The following is a 15,770-nucleotide window of genomic DNA, read 5'->3' as shown; positions in this document are numbered from 1 at the left end:
GACCCGCCGGGGCTTGCGCCTGCGGCCTCCGGCCGACCGCGCCCCGGCACCCCGGACAGCCGTTCGACCTCGCCGCCATCCACTGCGGATATACCAGTCGTCTAATCCGGCGGTACGGAGAACTCTGACGCAGTGAACAGCAGATCAAGCAATTTCCTCGTTTTTATACTCCTCGGCGTAGACAACTTCGCACCTATCAAGGAAGCGTGCTATCACACGGTCGCCTTCGTGTTGGGGCCGCTGGATCTGAGGACTTGCCTCCAGCTCGCGCTCAGGCGTGCTTTCAAGGAGCGGTGCCCCGGGGGACCGTGTGCGAGCTTGCGCTTGCCGTCTGGCGATTGACCGTGCCCCTGGGCCCGTTAGTCTGACGCCCACAGCCTTTACCCGTGGAACACTTCATCCAGAGTTCCTGGCTCAACCATTTTCGTATCGTGCGGGAACGTAGGCGATCCTTAAGTTGAGCTCGCATTCTCAAGCTTCCTTGCTATCTACCTCTGTGCCGCTGTGAATAACGTGAGATTCCTCCCCTTGGGCAAGGAGTTCAATATCCTTGGCTATAGACCTCGGGATCGCGGTCCTGGTTTTCAGAAGAATCGTTACCAGAATTAGCAGGATTTGCACTAGCAGCATCCCACCTAAGAGCCAAATTGCTGACGCATCCGATCCGTCAACCGGGCACCAGCCGCCACACCATCACCCGCCACATCCCAAGATCACACCACAAGATCAACTTAAGCTAAGCGGCATTGGTCTATAGCAACGAAAAGTACCCACGGTTCCTGGGCGACCACTTCAAGCAAGTCACCGGCAGCACACCGCGACGCGGCGCACACTGGGCGATGTGCTGCATGTCGTACTCGCCTGGTGGTGGTGATTGCCGTGGTCCTGGGCGCAATCCAGGCGTTCCAACGCCGGTTGATCTACTACCCCTTCGGGCAGCCGCCGCCCGCTGCCGCGGTGCTCAGCGGCGCCGAGGAGGTGGTGCTGCGCACGAGCGACGGTCTCCAACTGGGTGCCTGGTACCTGCCGGCCCGCGGTCGGCACAGCGACGCGGGCGTGCTCGTCGCCAACGGCAACGCGGGGAACCGGTCGCTGCGGGTGCCGCTGGCCGACGCGCTCGCAGAACGCGGGCTGGCCGTGCTGCTGTTCGACTACCGCGGTTACGGCGGCAACCCGGGCCACCCGAGTGAGGAGGGCTTGGCGAAGGACGCCCGTGCGGCGCTGCGCTACCTCGTCGAGGAAGCCGGCCTGCCACCGGACCAGCTGGTCTACTTCGGCGAAAGCCTCGGTGGGGCTGTGGTCACTGAGCTGGCGACCGAGGAGGAGCCGGCCGGGCTGGTGCTGCGGTCACCGTTTACCGACCTCGCTTCCGTCGGCCAACGCCAATTCCCGTACCTGCCGGTGAGGTTGTTGCTCCGGGACCGGTACCCGCTCGCGAAGCACCTGCGCACAGTCCAGTGCCCGGTCGCCGTCGTATACGGGAGTGCCGACTCGATCGTATCCCCGGAAGAGAGCCGAGCCGTCGCCCGGATTCGGCCGGGCACGACCGAACTGGTCGTCGAGAACGCGGACCACAACGATCTCGCGCTGCTGGACGGGCCCGCCGTGATCGAGGCGGTGGTGCGGCTCGCGAACTGACCGCTCCAATGGTGACGGCTGCAGTCAGGTCTCCCGGGCGAGGAGGTTCTTCAGCGCTTCGTCGATGAAGGCCGTGTCCCCGGGGTTCAGACAGCCGCCGGCGAAGTGTCCTCGGCCGGGGTGCCGGTATGACGCTCCCAACGCTCGGGGTCCGCGTTGCGTCGTCTTACGATCTGAGCGTTGAGAGCGGCACCGCCGCACCGCCCGGAGTCCCTGGAGAAACCCCGTGAACGCAGGCGCACCTGCCACGAACAGCTACTACGAGCGGATCGACGAACACCGCTACAAGCCCACCTGCCACGCCAGCGGCGCGTGGAACCCGGACGAGCAGCATTTCAGCCCGCTGGGCGGTCTCATAGTCCACGCCATAGACCAGCATCTGGCCGCACGTCCGGACAGCTTGGTCCTCGGCCGCGTCAGCTTCGACATCCTCGGGCGTCTCGCCCTCGACGAGTGCGAGATACGGGTGGAGACCATCCGGCCCGGCCGCACCATCGAACTGATCGAAGCCGCCGTGCTCGTCGCCGACCGCCCGGTCGTCAAAGCCCTCGCGTGGCGCCTCGCAGTCCTGGACACCGAAGCCGTTGCGGGCGGTGGTGCCCACCCGCTCACCCCGCCCGAAGAGGTCGCCCCCTGGTCGATGGACTCGGTGTGGCCCGGCGGGTACATCGCTTCCTTGAACGCCCGCCCGCTCGCGCCGCCGCAGCCCGGCCGCACGACGGCTTGGATCTCCACCGAGCTCGACCTCGTCGCCGGTGAGTCCAGCAGCCCGCTGGCGTCCTACATCGCGCTCGTCGACACCGCCAACGGCATCGCTTCGCGCCAGTCGCCCACCGACTGGATGTGGCCCAACGTCGACCTGACGATCCACCTCCACCGGCAGCCCGAAGGTAGCTGGACCGGCCTGGACACCACCGTCGTCTTCGGCAGCACCGGCCAAGGCATTACCAGCACCGTCCTGCACGACATCAAGGGCCCGGTCGGGCACGCCCAGCAGATCCTCACCGTCCGACCGCTGCCGGACTGACGGCTGATCAAGGCACCTCGCGTGTACCCCTCCGGCGCGCGGCAGGGGCCTTCGTCTCTGGGCTGGGAGAATTGCCAAGAACGGTGGATCGAGGTCCTAATGAGTCGTGAGTCGGCCGTCCGGCAGACTCGCGTCTGGTAGCCGTCGGCAGGTGAGCACTCGTTGGTCCTGGACGTCTGTGTCCTGATGAAAGAGCCCGATTTCTCGGCCCGCTCGCCCGGTCGTCGCGCGAGCGACATCTGAGAGCCACTGGAGGTATCCGGTCTGGCAACAATCGACTCGATGTCCGACCGGGTTAAACGGGTTCATTTGCGTCACGGCCAAGCCGAGTCCGTGCCAGACTCCGCTCGCGCATTCGGACGATGCGCCTTGCTGATCTGGGGAGGAACCATGGCACGAGTCGGTTTCCGGAGTGTTCTCACGGCGTCCGCGATGGTCGCCGCGTCGCTGCTCGCGTCGATGGTGGTGACGCCCGCTGCCAATGCGGCCGGCAAGCTGTGGGGGCCGATCTACGCCAAGAGCGGCCAAACGGCCATCGGCTCCGCAGATGGAGACTTCGCCAACAACGGGGGTGTCTACGCGACAGTCGGCGCCAATTGGCGTGACCTGCGCGACGATGGCATGCCCACGTTCGTGAGGGTGGAGTTCTTCTTCCTCGTAGAGGGCAAGTGGGAAAGCGCGGGCAGCAGCGAGTCCGCCCGCACCAACACTCACGCCAGCGGGCCCCTATCCCGCAGGCTGAGGCATGAAGCGACCGCAGCACGCGCCGCGATTCACGTGTGCGTCGACCGCAACGCTCTCCCAGACTTCTGCTCGCGCGACGCGATCGTGTCGTTCAACTACTGACCCGATTTCTTCCTGACCATGCGCTGCGCAGAAGGCCTCCCTCGAACTGGCGAAACGCTCGGCCGGGCGGCCCGACGGCACCGACTAGTTGGGAACCGCCGGGATACGGTGAGAACCGCCCATGCGCGCTGGCTGAATGCGCCCCGGGGACGCGCCACCGGCCTGGTTTCCGCTGGCCCGCGGATCGTCGGGACCGATCATCTCCGCAGCGATGAGACCGCGATACCGGCCAGAACCACCAGTGCGAGGCTATTGAGCGTTGTCAGCCCATTGAAGGCCATTGGGATGACGAGCACTACAAGCCCCAACGAGAGCAGGAGAGGCAGGGCGAGCGACCGATCACTGCGCAGTATCAACATCGGCTGTGCGCGTCCGGGAAGTGCTCGGGCTGCTGCTGCTGTCGGTCGTCGCCTCGCGTCGCGCCGCCAGCTGCTGTGGTCCGGTCTAGCGCTGGCCGGGTTCTACCTGCTGGGCAGCGGCGGCTTCGACCAGTTCGACGTCGCCGGTGTGGCCTTCGCGCTGGGGGCCGGGAGGATGTGGGCGGCATACATCGTGCTCAACGCCCGCGCGGGCGCCCGCTTCCCGCGGCTGGACGGCCTGACGATCACGATGTCCGTCGCCGCGCTGGTCAGCCTGCCGCTGGGCGTCGGGGCATCGGGCGGGAGGCTGCTGGAACCGGAGGTGTTCGGTCTGGGCCTGGCGATCGCGGTGATGAGCTCGGGCGTGCCTTACGCCCTCGAACTGCTCGCCCTGCGCCGCCTGCCAGCGGCGACGTTCGCGGTGCTGACGAGCCTGTCGCCGGCCATTGCCGCGACGGCGGGTTATCTTGTGCTGGATCAGGACTATCGCTGCTGCAACGCGCCGCGATCGCGATGGTGGTCACGGCGAGCGCGGCCGCGGTGCGCACGGGCAAGCGCTGAGTCGAAGCCCTACCACCTGCCGGGCGCTACGACCACCGGATCGATCAGCGCCCACCGCTCACCGGAAAAGTCGCTGGGAGTACCGATTTCGTCCGGGTCTCCCGGCTCCCGCCGTCGAACCGCTTTCCGGGTGCGAATGGGCGGGATCGTCGCAGCGGTGGCCGGGTCGGTCGCACTGGTCGGACAATGGGGGTGACCTCGGCAAGGGGGTGGCCACGTGTACCTGGATCCCGAGCTGGCAGCGGTCCTGCCCGCGCTTCCCGACCTGCACATCCAGGACCTCGCTGGGGCCCGCGCCCGGATGCGGCAAATGGCTGCGGGCGCGGCGCAGCCCGACGAGGTCGTCATGACCGACCGCGCGGTGCCCGGTGTGGATGGTGGTTCCGTGCAGGTCAGAGTCTGCAAGCCGCCCGAGGCCATCGGCCCGCTTCCCGCCCTGCTCTTATTGCACGGTGGTGGATTTGTGATGGGCGGACTGGAAGCGGTCACCGCGCAAGCCGCGGATCTGTGCACTCGGTTGCCTGCGGTCGTCGTGGCCGTCGACTACCGGCTGGCCCCGGAACACCCGTATCCGGCTGCCCTGCAGGACTGCGAGTCAGCGCTGCGCTGGATCGCCGCTGGAAGCGGAGCGCTCGGGGTCGACGCTGAGCGGATCGGCGTGTACGGGATGAGCGCCGGCGGCGGTCTCGCCGCCGCGCTCACCCTGATCATCCGCGACCGCGGCGGACCACCGCTGTGCTTCCAACTGCTCGATGCCCCCGAGGTCGACGACCGGCTGGACACCACCTCGATGCGGACGTTCGACGACACTCCATTGTGGAACCGAGCAGATGCGGTGCTGAGCTGGCGGTACTACCTGGAGGGCTGCGACGGGGCCGTTTCTCCTTACGCCGCACCGGCACGCGCCAACGATTTCTTCGGCCTTCCCCCGGCGTACGTGTCGGTTTACGAGAACGACCCGCTGCGCGATGAGGGGTTGGCCTACGCGTCCGGCCTGCTAGATGACGGCGTATCGGTCGAGTTGCACCTGTTCCCCGGCACATTTCACCGGTCAGCCGTCATCGCGAGCGCAGCCGTATCCCGACGGCAGGCCGCCGAAACCCTCGACGCGCTCCGGCGGGGCCTGAACCCCGCCGCATGACCGCGACCCGAGCGGCGTCGTTGCGAGCGTACCCACTTGCTCGAATCGTGTTCTAGAACGTAACAGAAGATCGCGTCCGGCATAGATTCTCGCTTTGTTTAGGCTGGTAAACGCGATGTGTTCGCTCGCAGGCGGGCGTGAACATGCAGACGGTACCGGGACACGAAAGCGTTGACATCTAACTTCGCAAAGCCGAGTTATGAGCTTGCCGTGGGCAATCACAACGCTATGACCCGGCTGCGGTGGGGCAAGGGTCTGGCTGCAACTTGTTGAGTGCCGCAGCGGCGAAGAACATCCTGGCCGCAGCGGGGTCACTGCTGCGTGGGTTCGCGGACTTCGGCGAGGCTGTGCACCAGGGGCGGCAGGCTGAGCATGATGTAGTCGCGCACCGTGCGCACCGGGTCTTCGTCGCCCGAGAGGATCGCTTCCTGCATCGCGGACTCGAACAGGGCCATCAGCATCCGCGTCAGGTGCATCGAGTTGATCGAGAAGCGCAGCCCCACCGATTCCAGCGCTGCGTCGATCATGTCGGTGAGCTGCTGCTGGAAGGTGCGCGTGGCCTCCAGGAAGCGCGGTGCGATCTGGGGTTCGCGCATCGCCAGCAGCCGGAACTCGCTGTTGAGCAGGCACCACTGCCGCTCCTCCGGCAGGAAGGTCAGCAGGTCCGCGAGAGCTTCCTCGATCAGCTCCGGGTCGGGTTTTCCCTCGGCGCGGCCTAGCGGGGTGACCGCGTCGTCGAACCGCTCCCGCAGCGCCTCCAGCCGCAGCCGGTTCTCCCGTTCGGCCAGCGCCATGAACAGCTCTTCCTTGCTGGCGAAGTTGGAGTGGAATGCCCCGCGCGTGAACCCGGCCGCGTCCGCGATGGCCTCGATGGAGATGCCGTTGATGCCGTGCTCGCAGAATTGCTGGTACGCGGCGTCCATCAGCCGCTCCCGGGTTTTGGCCCGACGGGCCGTCTCCCGCGTGCCCGGCGCGGCTGCGCCGCCCGCCGCTGCGGTCGACCTGGTCTTGCTCACGCGAACTTTCCCTCCTAACGGGCGGTTCCGTGATCTTTCACGCTCGGTCGGAACCTATCCCACCCTAGCCGATACGGTTCGGTATCGGATACCGTGGCGTATCCGATACGGCGCAGTATCGGTTCCTTCCGGTGACATCAACATCGTCCGGTCCGACCGGCGACAGGAGTCTGCGTGTCCTCCTTCCTCTACTCCGTCGGCCGCAGAGCGTTCGCGGCCCGTAAGGCAGTGCTGGCGCTGTGGCTACTGGTCCTGGTCGTCGCGGTTGGTGCGGCGGGTCTGCTCAACAAGGGCCTGGACAACTCCGTCAGCATTCCCGGCACCGAGTCGCAGCAGGCGCTCGACCGGCTGTCGGTGACGTTCCCGCAAACCAGCGGCGCCTCAGCGCAGATCATCGTGGTGGCGCCGGAAGGCGTGCGGGATCCGGCCGTGCGGCGGGAGGTGGAGCGGGCGGTCGACGAGCTCGACGACGTGCCGCAGAAGTCGCAGGTGATCTCGCCCTACCAGGAGGAATTCGGCGGCGCGATCAGCTATGACGGCCACGCCGGGCTGATCGTGGTGCAGCTCGACGGCGAGGTCTTCGCGATCGGCGAAACCACCAAGGACCGCGTCGTCCAGATCACCCAGGAGCTGCAAGACCGCTTGCCGGAGGGCGCGCAGGCCTCCTACGGCGGCCAGCTGTTCTCGCAGAAGTTCCCCGGCTTGACCATCACCGAGGCGCTCGGCCTGGTGATCGCGATCGTGGTCCTGATGGTCACCCTGGGTTCGTTCCTGGCTGCCGGGATGCCGCTGATCAACGCGCTGCTGGGCGTCGGCATCTCCATGACGCTTATCTTCATTGCGACCGCGCTCGGGCCGATCAGCGCGACGACGCCGCTGCTTTCGCTGATGCTGGGCTTGGCGGTCGGCATCGACTACGCGTTGTTCATCGTGTCGCGCCACCAGCAAGAACTCGCCGGGGGATTGTCGGCGCAGGAAGCCGCCGCGCGGGCCAACGCGACTGCGGGCTCGGCGGTGATCTTCGCCGGGCTGACGGTGATGATCGCGCTGGTTGGGCTCAGCGTCGCGGGCATCCCGTTCCTGACCACGATGGGCGTCGCGGCGGCCACCGGGGTCGGCATCGCGGTGCTGGTGTCGGTCACCCTGATGCCCGCGCTGCTGGGCTTCGCCGGTGACCGGCTGCGCCCGCGTTCCCGCAAGAGGCGCACCAAACCCGCGTTCGGGCAGCGGTTCTTCGCCAGCTGGGTGCGCGCGGTGACGCGCTTCCCGATCGTCACCGTGCTGGCCGTGATCGCGGTGCTCGGCATCGCCGCGGTGCCGGCGGCCGGGCTGCGGCTCGCCCTTCCCGATGCGGGCGCGCTGCCGAAGAACGATCCGGCCCGCGTGACCTACGACCTGATCGACGAGCACTTCCCGAAGGGCTTCAACGGCCCGCTGATCGTGACCGCCAACATCGTCACCAGCACCGACCCGCTCGGCCTGATGAGCGAGGTAAAGGCGGAGATCGAGCGGCTGCCCGGCGTGGCCGACGTGCCGCTATCCACCCCGAACCCCACCGCCGACACCGGGATTGTGCAAGTGATCCCGGAAGGAGAGCCGGACTCCCCGGAGACCAAGCAGCTCGTGGACGAGATCCGGTCGCTGCGCGGGCACTTCCAGGACACCTACGGCATCGACATCTCCGTCACCGGCTTCACCGCCGTGGGCATCGACGTGTCGGCCAAGCTGGGTGCCGCGCTGCTGCCGTTCGGTGTGGTCGTCGTCGGTCTTTCGCTGGTGCTGCTGACGATGGTGTTCCGGTCCATCGCGGTGCCGATCAAGGCGACCTTGGGCTACCTGCTCAGCATCGGTGCCTCGCTGGGCGTGGTGAAGCTGGTGTTTCAGGACGGCTGGCTGGCCGGTGCGTTCAACGTCGAGAACACCGGGCCGGTCATCAGCTTCATGCCGATCGTGCTGATGGGCGTCCTCTTCGGACTGGCCATGGACTACGAGGTATTCCTGGTTTCCCGGATGCGCGAGGAGTTCGTGCACACCCGTGACGCGCGCGGTTCGATCAACTCGGGTTTCGTCTCCTCGGCGCGGGTCGTGACGGCCGCGGCCGTGATCATGTTCGCGGTGTTCATCGCTTTCGTCCCGGAGGGAGACGCGAACATCAAACCTATCGCGCTCGGGCTCGCGGTCGGCGTGTTCGTCGATGCCTTCATCGTGCGCATGACGCTGGTCCCCGCCGTGCTGGCGCTGATGGGCGACAAGGCATGGTGGATGCCGCGCTGGCTGAACCGCGTGCTGCCTTCCTTCGACGTTGAAGGCGAGAACCTGCGCGAAGAACTCGCGCTCGCGGACTGGCCGCGGCCCGGTGCCGACGACGCGATCGCTTGCAACGGATTGCGGCTGGCAGACCCGTTCTCGGGCCGCCCGATCTACAGCGGCGTCGGCTTCATCCTGCCGCGACGGGGAGTGCACGTCGTGCGCGGCGATGCTGAATCGGCGGTGACGGCGTTGCTGCTGACCCTGTCCGGGCGGTTGAAGCCGGACGCGGGCAAGTTGAAGGTGCTCGGCCACGTCCTGCCCGCGCGGGCCGCGGCCGTGCGCACGCAGGTCGGCTACGTCGATGTCGGCGAGGGCGGCTCGGAAGCGGTGCGGCTCGCGCTCCGCGAGGAACCCGCCGTGCTCGTCCTCGACCGCACCGACCGGGTTTCCGATCCCGGCGAGCGGCGGGCGATCCGGGACCTGATCACCGGAACCGACATCACTGTGGTCGCGGGTACCACCGGCCTGGCCGAGATGGACGACGTGCTGCCCGCATCCACGTGGGTCACCGCCTCCGAGCTCCGCGTGGCCGAGCAGCCCCGCACCCTCTCCGGCGCGATCCGCTAGAAAGCAGAGGTAATCGCTGTGCGTTCGTGGAAAAACGGCCGCTTCCGGCTCCCGCTGCTGCCCTTGCTCGGGCTGCTGCTGGTGCCGCTGGCCATCGCGGGGCTGCTGACGTGGTCGTTGGGAAAACCCGAAGACCGCCTGGGCAGCGTCAAGGCCGCCATCGTCAACAACGACAAGCCCGTGGAGATCAACGGGCAGCTCACTGCGCTGGGGCGGCAGTTATCGGCCAAGCTCGTCGGCGACGAGATCAAGAGCAACTACGACTGGGAGTTCGCCACTGCGCTCACCGCGGCCGAAGGACTGCGAGACGGCACCTATGCGGCCGTCGTGACCATCCCGGAGAACTTCTCCGCGGCCGCCACCTCCTTCTCCGGTGACCCGGCGCGGGCGACGCGGGCGACGATCGACGTCGCCACCGGCGACCGCAGCCGCTTCGCGGACGAAGCGGTCAGTCGGGTGGTGACCGCGACCGCGGCGAACCTGCTCGGCCAGCAGCTGACCACGACGTACCTGGACAACGTCTACGTCGGGTTCAACACGCTGGGCGACAAGCTCGGCGAAGCCGCGGACGGAGCCACGTCGCTGGCCGACGGGGCCAAGCAGCTCGCCGGCGGCACCGACCAGCTCGTCACCGGTGCCCGCCAGCTGGCGAAGGGTTCGAGGTCGCTCGCGGACGGCCTCGGCGCGCTTGACGGCGGTGCGGCGCAACTGGCCCAGGGCACCGGGGGCTTGTCCGACGGGCTCGCAACGATGCGCGACCAGACCTCGAAGCTGCCGCAGCAGGCCGCGACCCTCGCCGACGTCTCGGCGCAGGAAGCGCAGGGCGTGGCGCAGCTCAACACCGGCCTGCAGGGACTTGCGCAGAGCCTGGAGGAGTCCGCCAAGCAATGCCCGATCGATGTGCTGCCGATGTGCCAGAAGCTCGCGGGCCAGGCAGCGGCTGCGACGGCGCTCAGCGGCGGCGCCGGTCAGGTTCATCAGGCCAGCCAGGGCGTATCCAGCGGTCTCGCCGCGCTCGCCGGACGCACTCCGGGATCCGGCGGCGGACTTCCCGCGTTGTCCCAGGGCATCAACCAGCTCGCCGGGGGAGCGGCCCAGCTCGACGACGGAGCGGCGAAGCTCGCGGACGGGCTTTCGCGGACCCGCGGTGGAGCCGACCAGCTGGCCGACGGGGCCAAGCAGCTCGCCGGCGGGGTGCAGGGGATCGCCGACGGCGCTCGGCAGCTCGGTGACGGCTCCGGGCAGCTGTCCTCGAGCTTGGACAAGGCCGTCGGCCAGCTGCCCAGCTATCCGGACGGGGACCGGGACAAGCTCGCGAAGGCCGTCGCGAACCCGGTCACGACGGCGGATGGCACGACGCTCGGCTTCGGCTCGTCGGGCCCGTCGCTGTATGCGGTGCTGGCGCTGTGGATCGGCGCGATCGCGACGTTCTTGGTGCTGCGGCCGATACCCGAGCGCGTACTCGGGTCGACCCGGTCGTCGTTCCGGCTCACCGCGCGGCAGTTCACCCTGCCCGCCGGAATCGCGGCGGTGCAGGGGCTGGTCGTGACCGCGATCGTCGGGATCGCGCAGGACCTTTCGGCCGGGCAGTGGTTCGGCTGCGCCGCGCTGCTGGTGCTGACGGCGGTGGCGTTCACCGCAGTCAACCACGCGCTCGCAGCCTTCGGCGGAGTCGGCCGGTTCGGCGCGATGCTGGTGGCCGTGCTCGCGCTGGCCGGCGGGTTCGTCGCCGCAGTACCTGTGGCGCTTGGCCAGATCTTGTCGGTACTACCGACCGCACCCGCACAGGACGCGTTGCGTGCGGTTGTCGAAGGGACCGCCCCGAGCGGTGGGGTGCTCCTGGGGCTGATCGCTTGGGCGCTGAGCGGTCTCGTGGCCACCTTCCTGGCAGTCGAGCGCGGACGCACCGTCCGAGCCACCCGCCTGCGCCCGAGCCACGCGCTGCGCCGCGACCACGGAAACGACGTGACGACCCGGTCCGGTCGGCCGCAATCACGACCGACCGGACCGCCGGCGCGAATCCCCGCGGATCGGCCGCCGACCAGTCTCGATCAGCCCGAGGTAGGGCTGGAGTAGTTCGTGAGCTGCGCCATCTGCGCAAGGCTGATATCTGCGTGCACCTCGCGTCCCGAAGTTTGGTTCCCACGGTGGATGACACAGGTGCCTTCAACCCTCGAGCTTGTTTTCGTACCAGCACCATGTTGGTCCATTGTGGACGATCGGGGTGAGTCTGGCACTTCCTGCTACGGGGTAACGAGAAGCCCGATCGGTATCGAGGTACTGCTCATGAATGCTTCCTGTCCGAGCGACTCTCCCAGCCGGAATTGATCCGACCGTTGGCCAGTGCTCGAACTCAACTAGCCGCACTTCCACGAGAGAACAAAGGATTCCGTTTCGGTCGTGCCCGACGTCATGTCAGGCGCACCCGTTCACGACCGTTGCGCGGGGCTTGCCTTCCCCCGAGTCGGGTTTCCGGGGAAGGCGGACTCCGGGGACTTGAGAAGGGCGTGGAACTCCGCTGCGGGCAGCGGGCGGGAGAACAGGAATCCTTGGCAGGCGTCGATGCCGAGGCTGTACAGCAGCGCATGCTGGGTGGTGTTCTCGACGCCCTCGGCGATGCATGTGCGGTTCATCGCCCGGGCCAGTTCCACCACAGCTCGCGCGATCCCGAGATCGGCCGGGTCCAACCCCATACCTGAGACGAACCGCCGGTCGAGTTTGACGATCTGGGTCGGCAGGTCCTTGAGTCGAGCCAGCGAGGAATAGCCGGTGCCGAAGTCGTCCATGGCGAACCGGACTCCCGTCCGAGCGAGCTCCCGCATCACCCTGCGTGGTTTCGCGGGCAGGTCCACGAGCAGCGTTTCGACCATCTCCAGGACAACGCGGTCGGGGGCGATGCCGCTGGCGGTGATCGCAGTGGAGACCTCGTCGCTGAAGTTCGGGGCGTCGGGACGGATTCCGGAAACGTTGACCGTGACGCCGATCGGATGCTGCCAGGTGACCGCCTCCCGCAGGGCTGTGTGCAGCACCCAGCTGTCCAAGTCGTGCATGAGACCGCCGTTCTCGGCTACCGACAAGATCGTGTCCGGTGTGAGCAGTCCGCGGTCCGGATGCGGCCACCGCACGAGCGCTTCGGCCAAGGTGATGGTTCCGTCCCTAGCCACGATCGGCTGGTAGTGCAGCTGCAGGCGATCGTGGCGCAGCGCGGCGCGGAGATCTTCTTCCAAGGTCAGCTGCGCGGTGGGAGTGCCTTGGCCGGTCCGCGCGCGTCCGCGTCCCTTCTTGGTGTTGAACATCGCCGCGTCGGCGTCGCGTATCACGTTCTCCGTGGTGGTGTGCTCCTTGGGTGTGGTCGCGCCGATGGAGGCGGTGACGCTGACCAGCCGACCCTGTAGCGGGACGACTGCGCGGAGCAGGTCGGCCGCCATGCTGGTGAGTGCGTCGAGCCCGCCGCAGGCCTGCACGTCCGAGCAGATGATCAGGAACTCGTCCCCGTAGAGCCGCGCGGGCGTGCAACACTCCGGGAGCTCGCTGCGCAGGCGGCGGGCGAGCGCTACGAGCAGTTCGTCGCCCGCATCGTGTCCGAGCGAATCGTTGACGCGCTTGAAATTGTCGATGTCGCAGAACAGCACAGCTATCTGGTCGCTGTTGCTGTCGAGCATGGGGACGAGCAGTTCGTCGACGCCCTGCCGGTTGAGCAGCCCGGTCGTCGGGTCGTGCGTGGCCTGTCGGTGTAGGACCTCGGCGCGGCGGATCTCCTCCGTGACGTCCTGGAACACGGCTAACCAGAACCGTTCCCCGTCGTCTCGCACCGAGGCTGCGCACCGCACGTGGCAGAACACCGGCTCACCATCTGCGCGGGCGAGGACCCGGTACGACATCCTCTCGCCGCCCGCCCTCGCTGGGTGCGGGACCAACCCGAACCCAGCGTCGTCGAGGTGCATCAACTCGGACGCGGCTTTGCCGTGCAACCGGTAGCCCAGCAGATCGCACAGCGCCGCGTTGGCGTCGAGGACCTGGTCGGACTCGTCGAGCAGCGCAATTCCCACCGGTGCGAGCTGGAACAGGTCAGTAAACCGCCGAGCCGACCGCTCGCGCTGCGTGCGTCCCTCGGACTCGTCGCGGGTCACCTTGATGAAGCCGGTCAAGCTGCCGTCCGGGGCCCGCTGCGCGGTGATCACGACATGCGCCCAGAAGCGTGTGCCGTTCTTGCGCACGCGCCAACCCCGGTCAATGAAGAAGCCGTGCGCGGCGGCTTGGCGCAGCTCCCAGGACGGGAATCCCGCCTCGACCTGCTCGCGGGGGTAGAACCTCGAGAAGTGGTGCCCGATGATCTCCTCGCTGGAGAACCCCTTGATCCGCTGCGCACCCGCGTTCCAGCTGGTCACCAGGCCGTCGCGATCGATGGCGAAGATGGCGCAATCACTGAGGCCCGCGGCGACATCTCCGATCAACCGCTCGGTGTCGATCTGCGCTTCCGACTGCTCGAACCCGCGGCTCGTCTCCCACCGACCACTCAAGTCACACACGGCCTCTTCCTCGTGCGTGTTCACCGAAACTCCATTCGTTCTGCGAAGTAACAACGTCGCCCGGTCAAGGAAATCAAAGTGGACGGGGCGACTCTGCTGGCAGCTCTTTGGCGTTATCAGCTCGCTTCGGGAGAAGGCGTCTCACGTGTCCAACCGTCTGCTCGGCGGTTGTAAATCGACGCTACCGGCAGTTCAGTTGACGCTGCAAGGCGGTCGCCGGTCTTCCGCAACACGACATCGCACGCGTGCGGAGACGGCGTCTTCGAGCCCGTCTGCACCGATCGCAATGCTGGACCTCGTCGACCTCACACTTCACCGAGTCTCTCAGCGAAGTGCTCCCAGGTGCCGTCTCCGTCGAGAATGCCGTGCTCCGCTGCCGAGAACTGACCGTTTGGTCCGCATGGAAACCCCTGATGGAACCTCCCTGCTGCACTACTTGGGAATCCCGGTCGGACAATCCGCTCGCGTTCGAAGCACGGATCGGGGAATTCGCGAGATCGGTACAATTCCTTCGGGGCGGAACGCAGACATGGAGTACTCATTCGCGCACCGGTTGTGAACGGTGGATCAGAGGGGCCGGGACTCCGTCGACGTTTCGTGCAGGAATGGCCCGGCCGCGCCGCTGGCGTTTTGCGACACACGAAGTCGTCGCGCTCCCAATGGTGACATGTGACGATCGGTCCTCTGCCGTGGAGTCACCCGGAAGCTGGGGTAGCCATGACTGCGCGCTCGACCACGACGAAAGCGTCCAGCGCTACGAGGGCATCAACGCCGCGGTCGCGTAGCTGTGGCTGCCCAACGGCCCCGTCCCGTTGGAGGTCGGCTGAACCCGCGCGGCCGGGCTAAATGCACCCGGTGTGGAGCTACGCCCACGTGCCCCGCGGATACACCGGCGACGCGACCAATGCGATCATCGCGCAGCTCGAGCGCTTCGCCCCCGGCTTCCGGGAGCGGATCATCGGCACTGCTGTGAGCACCACGCACGATCTGGCCGAGTACAACCCGAACTACATCGGCGGTAACGTCGTCACGGGGGCGAAGAACGTCCCCCAACTCGTGTTCGGACCCCGAACCACCTTCACCCCCTACGACGTAGGCGTGCCCGGGCACTTCCTGTGCTCGGCGGCCATACCTCCCGGCCCGGGCGCTCACGGCATGTGCGGCGCCCAAGCCGCGGCCCGAGCCTTGAAGTACCTGCGCGGCGGCGCACGCCGTTGTAGCGGAGCCTGACCGGAGCAATTTTGTGCGGAGTGCTGGCACCGCTTCGGTTGGCGGGATCAGATCGGGTAGGCGCAGGTCAGGTCGCCGACGGCGAGCATGCTGATTCCGACGAGGTCGGTGATGCCGAAATGGCTTGTGTTCTCGTTGAGCCCTGGCAGTACTCCGAAGAAGAACGTGGTGTTGCTCATAAAGAACCTCAGCGGCGCCTCATCAGGACGCCGGTCACCAGCGTGAGGTGAGGCCGAAGGCTTCCGGGACGATCTCGACCAACCATCGCGCCATGGTTTCGACCATGCTTGTGCCCGAGAGCACGCCGGTGGGCACCGAGGCGGCGAAAACCAGCCCCACCACGGAGACGACGCGCGAAGCGTGCGCCTTGATCTGATCGGAGTGCTGCACAACGACGAGCGTGTTCCAACGCCCGGACCGTTGCACTTTGTGTACCGTTTTGTATACAAGGCTGACCCTGGTGGTTAATTCTCGGGTTGAGTGAGGGTGTGTTGGGCAGGCCCGGGATGATGATCTTGCGGCAGTCTTGTGGTGTCTGGCCGCAGG

At 67.1% G+C, this 15,770-nt stretch carries 12 protein-coding genes; 8 read left to right on the top strand and 4 right to left on the bottom strand.

Annotation, left to right across the window (positions count from 1 at the left end):
- The first annotated feature begins 879 nt into the window (after positions 1–879).
- The 5 genes from ACWDKQ_RS31525 to ACWDKQ_RS31505 all read left to right on the top strand — a co-directional run bounded on the left by ACWDKQ_RS31525 (position 880) and on the right by ACWDKQ_RS31505 (position 5,572).
- Positions 880–1,638, top strand: coding sequence for an alpha/beta hydrolase (locus tag ACWDKQ_RS31525; protein WP_450142413.1), 759 nt, complete (start codon positions 880–882; stop codon positions 1,636–1,638).
- 226 nt (positions 1,639–1,864) lie between these two features.
- Positions 1,865–2,665, top strand: coding sequence for a thioesterase family protein (locus ACWDKQ_RS31520; protein ID WP_450142412.1), 801 nt, complete (start codon positions 1,865–1,867; stop codon positions 2,663–2,665).
- 432 nt (positions 2,666–3,097) lie between these two features.
- Complete coding sequence (locus tag ACWDKQ_RS31515; RefSeq protein ID WP_450142411.1) at positions 3,098–3,511, top strand: hypothetical protein; 414 nt, start codon at positions 3,098–3,100, stop codon at positions 3,509–3,511.
- Between the two features lie 285 nt (positions 3,512–3,796).
- Positions 3,797–4,627 carry an EamA family transporter gene (locus tag ACWDKQ_RS31510; protein ID WP_450142410.1) on the top strand — a complete coding sequence of 277 codons (831 nt, stop codon included), beginning with the start codon at positions 3,797–3,799 and terminating at the stop codon, positions 4,625–4,627.
- Positions 4,628–4,648: 21 nt separating this feature from the next.
- The gene (locus tag ACWDKQ_RS31505; RefSeq protein ID WP_450142409.1) at positions 4,649–5,572 is read left to right on the top strand and encodes an alpha/beta hydrolase; all 924 of its coding nucleotides are present in this window, start codon (positions 4,649–4,651) and stop codon (positions 5,570–5,572) included.
- A 311-nt stretch (positions 5,573–5,883) separates the two neighbouring features.
- Here ACWDKQ_RS31505 and ACWDKQ_RS31500 read toward each other — a convergent pair whose 3' ends face one another.
- Positions 5,884–6,588: a TetR/AcrR family transcriptional regulator gene (locus ACWDKQ_RS31500; RefSeq protein ID WP_450142408.1), complete on the bottom strand. Its 705-nt coding sequence runs from the start codon at positions 6,586–6,588 to the stop codon at positions 5,884–5,886.
- 174 nt (positions 6,589–6,762) lie between these two features.
- Between ACWDKQ_RS31500 and ACWDKQ_RS31495 the strand changes: the two genes are divergently transcribed.
- Positions 6,763–9,465, top strand: coding sequence for an MMPL family transporter (locus ACWDKQ_RS31495; RefSeq protein ID WP_450142407.1), 2,703 nt, complete (start codon positions 6,763–6,765; stop codon positions 9,463–9,465).
- An 18-nt stretch (positions 9,466–9,483) separates the two neighbouring features.
- Entirely contained in the window at positions 9,484–11,541 is a 2,058-nt protein-coding gene (locus tag ACWDKQ_RS31490; RefSeq protein WP_450142406.1) for a YhgE/Pip domain-containing protein, read from the top strand.
- 353 nt (positions 11,542–11,894) lie between these two features.
- On the opposite strand, the gene ACWDKQ_RS31485 is transcribed toward ACWDKQ_RS31490, so the two are convergent.
- Positions 11,895–14,018: a putative bifunctional diguanylate cyclase/phosphodiesterase gene (locus ACWDKQ_RS31485; protein ID WP_450142405.1), complete on the bottom strand. Its 2,124-nt coding sequence runs from the start codon at positions 14,016–14,018 to the stop codon at positions 11,895–11,897.
- A gap of 849 nt (positions 14,019–14,867) precedes the next feature.
- On the opposite strand from ACWDKQ_RS31485, the gene ACWDKQ_RS31480 reads away from it, so the two are divergent.
- A complete protein-coding gene (locus ACWDKQ_RS31480; protein WP_450142404.1) occupies positions 14,868–15,224 on the top strand; it encodes a hypothetical protein in 357 nt (118 codons plus the stop codon).
- Positions 15,225–15,271: 47 nt separating this feature from the next.
- Here ACWDKQ_RS31480 and ACWDKQ_RS31475 read toward each other — a convergent pair whose 3' ends face one another.
- Positions 15,272–15,403, bottom strand: a complete 132-nt coding sequence (locus ACWDKQ_RS31475) for a hypothetical protein (protein WP_450142403.1) — start codon at positions 15,401–15,403, stop codon at positions 15,272–15,274.
- 34 nt (positions 15,404–15,437) lie between these two features.
- A complete protein-coding gene (locus ACWDKQ_RS31470; protein ID WP_450142402.1) occupies positions 15,438–15,650 on the bottom strand; it encodes a hypothetical protein in 213 nt (70 codons plus the stop codon).
- Positions 15,651–15,770: the final 120 nt, after the last annotated feature.

The sequence above is a fragment of the Saccharopolyspora sp. NPDC000995 genome (assembly GCF_053599315.1).
This window is presented reverse-complemented; position numbering and strand designations above follow the sequence as displayed.

Coding starts and splice junctions, on each gene's coding strand:
- ACWDKQ_RS31510 (WP_450142410.1), top strand. CDS start 3,797: ATGACGAGCACTACAAGCCCCAACGAGAGCAGGAGAGGCAGGGCGAGC.
- ACWDKQ_RS31515 (WP_450142411.1), top strand. CDS start 3,098: ATGGTCGCCGCGTCGCTGCTCGCGTCGATGGTGGTGACGCCCGCTGCC.
- ACWDKQ_RS31475 (WP_450142403.1), bottom strand. CDS start 15,403: ATGAGCAACACCACGTTCTTCTTCGGAGTACTGCCAGGGCTCAACGAG.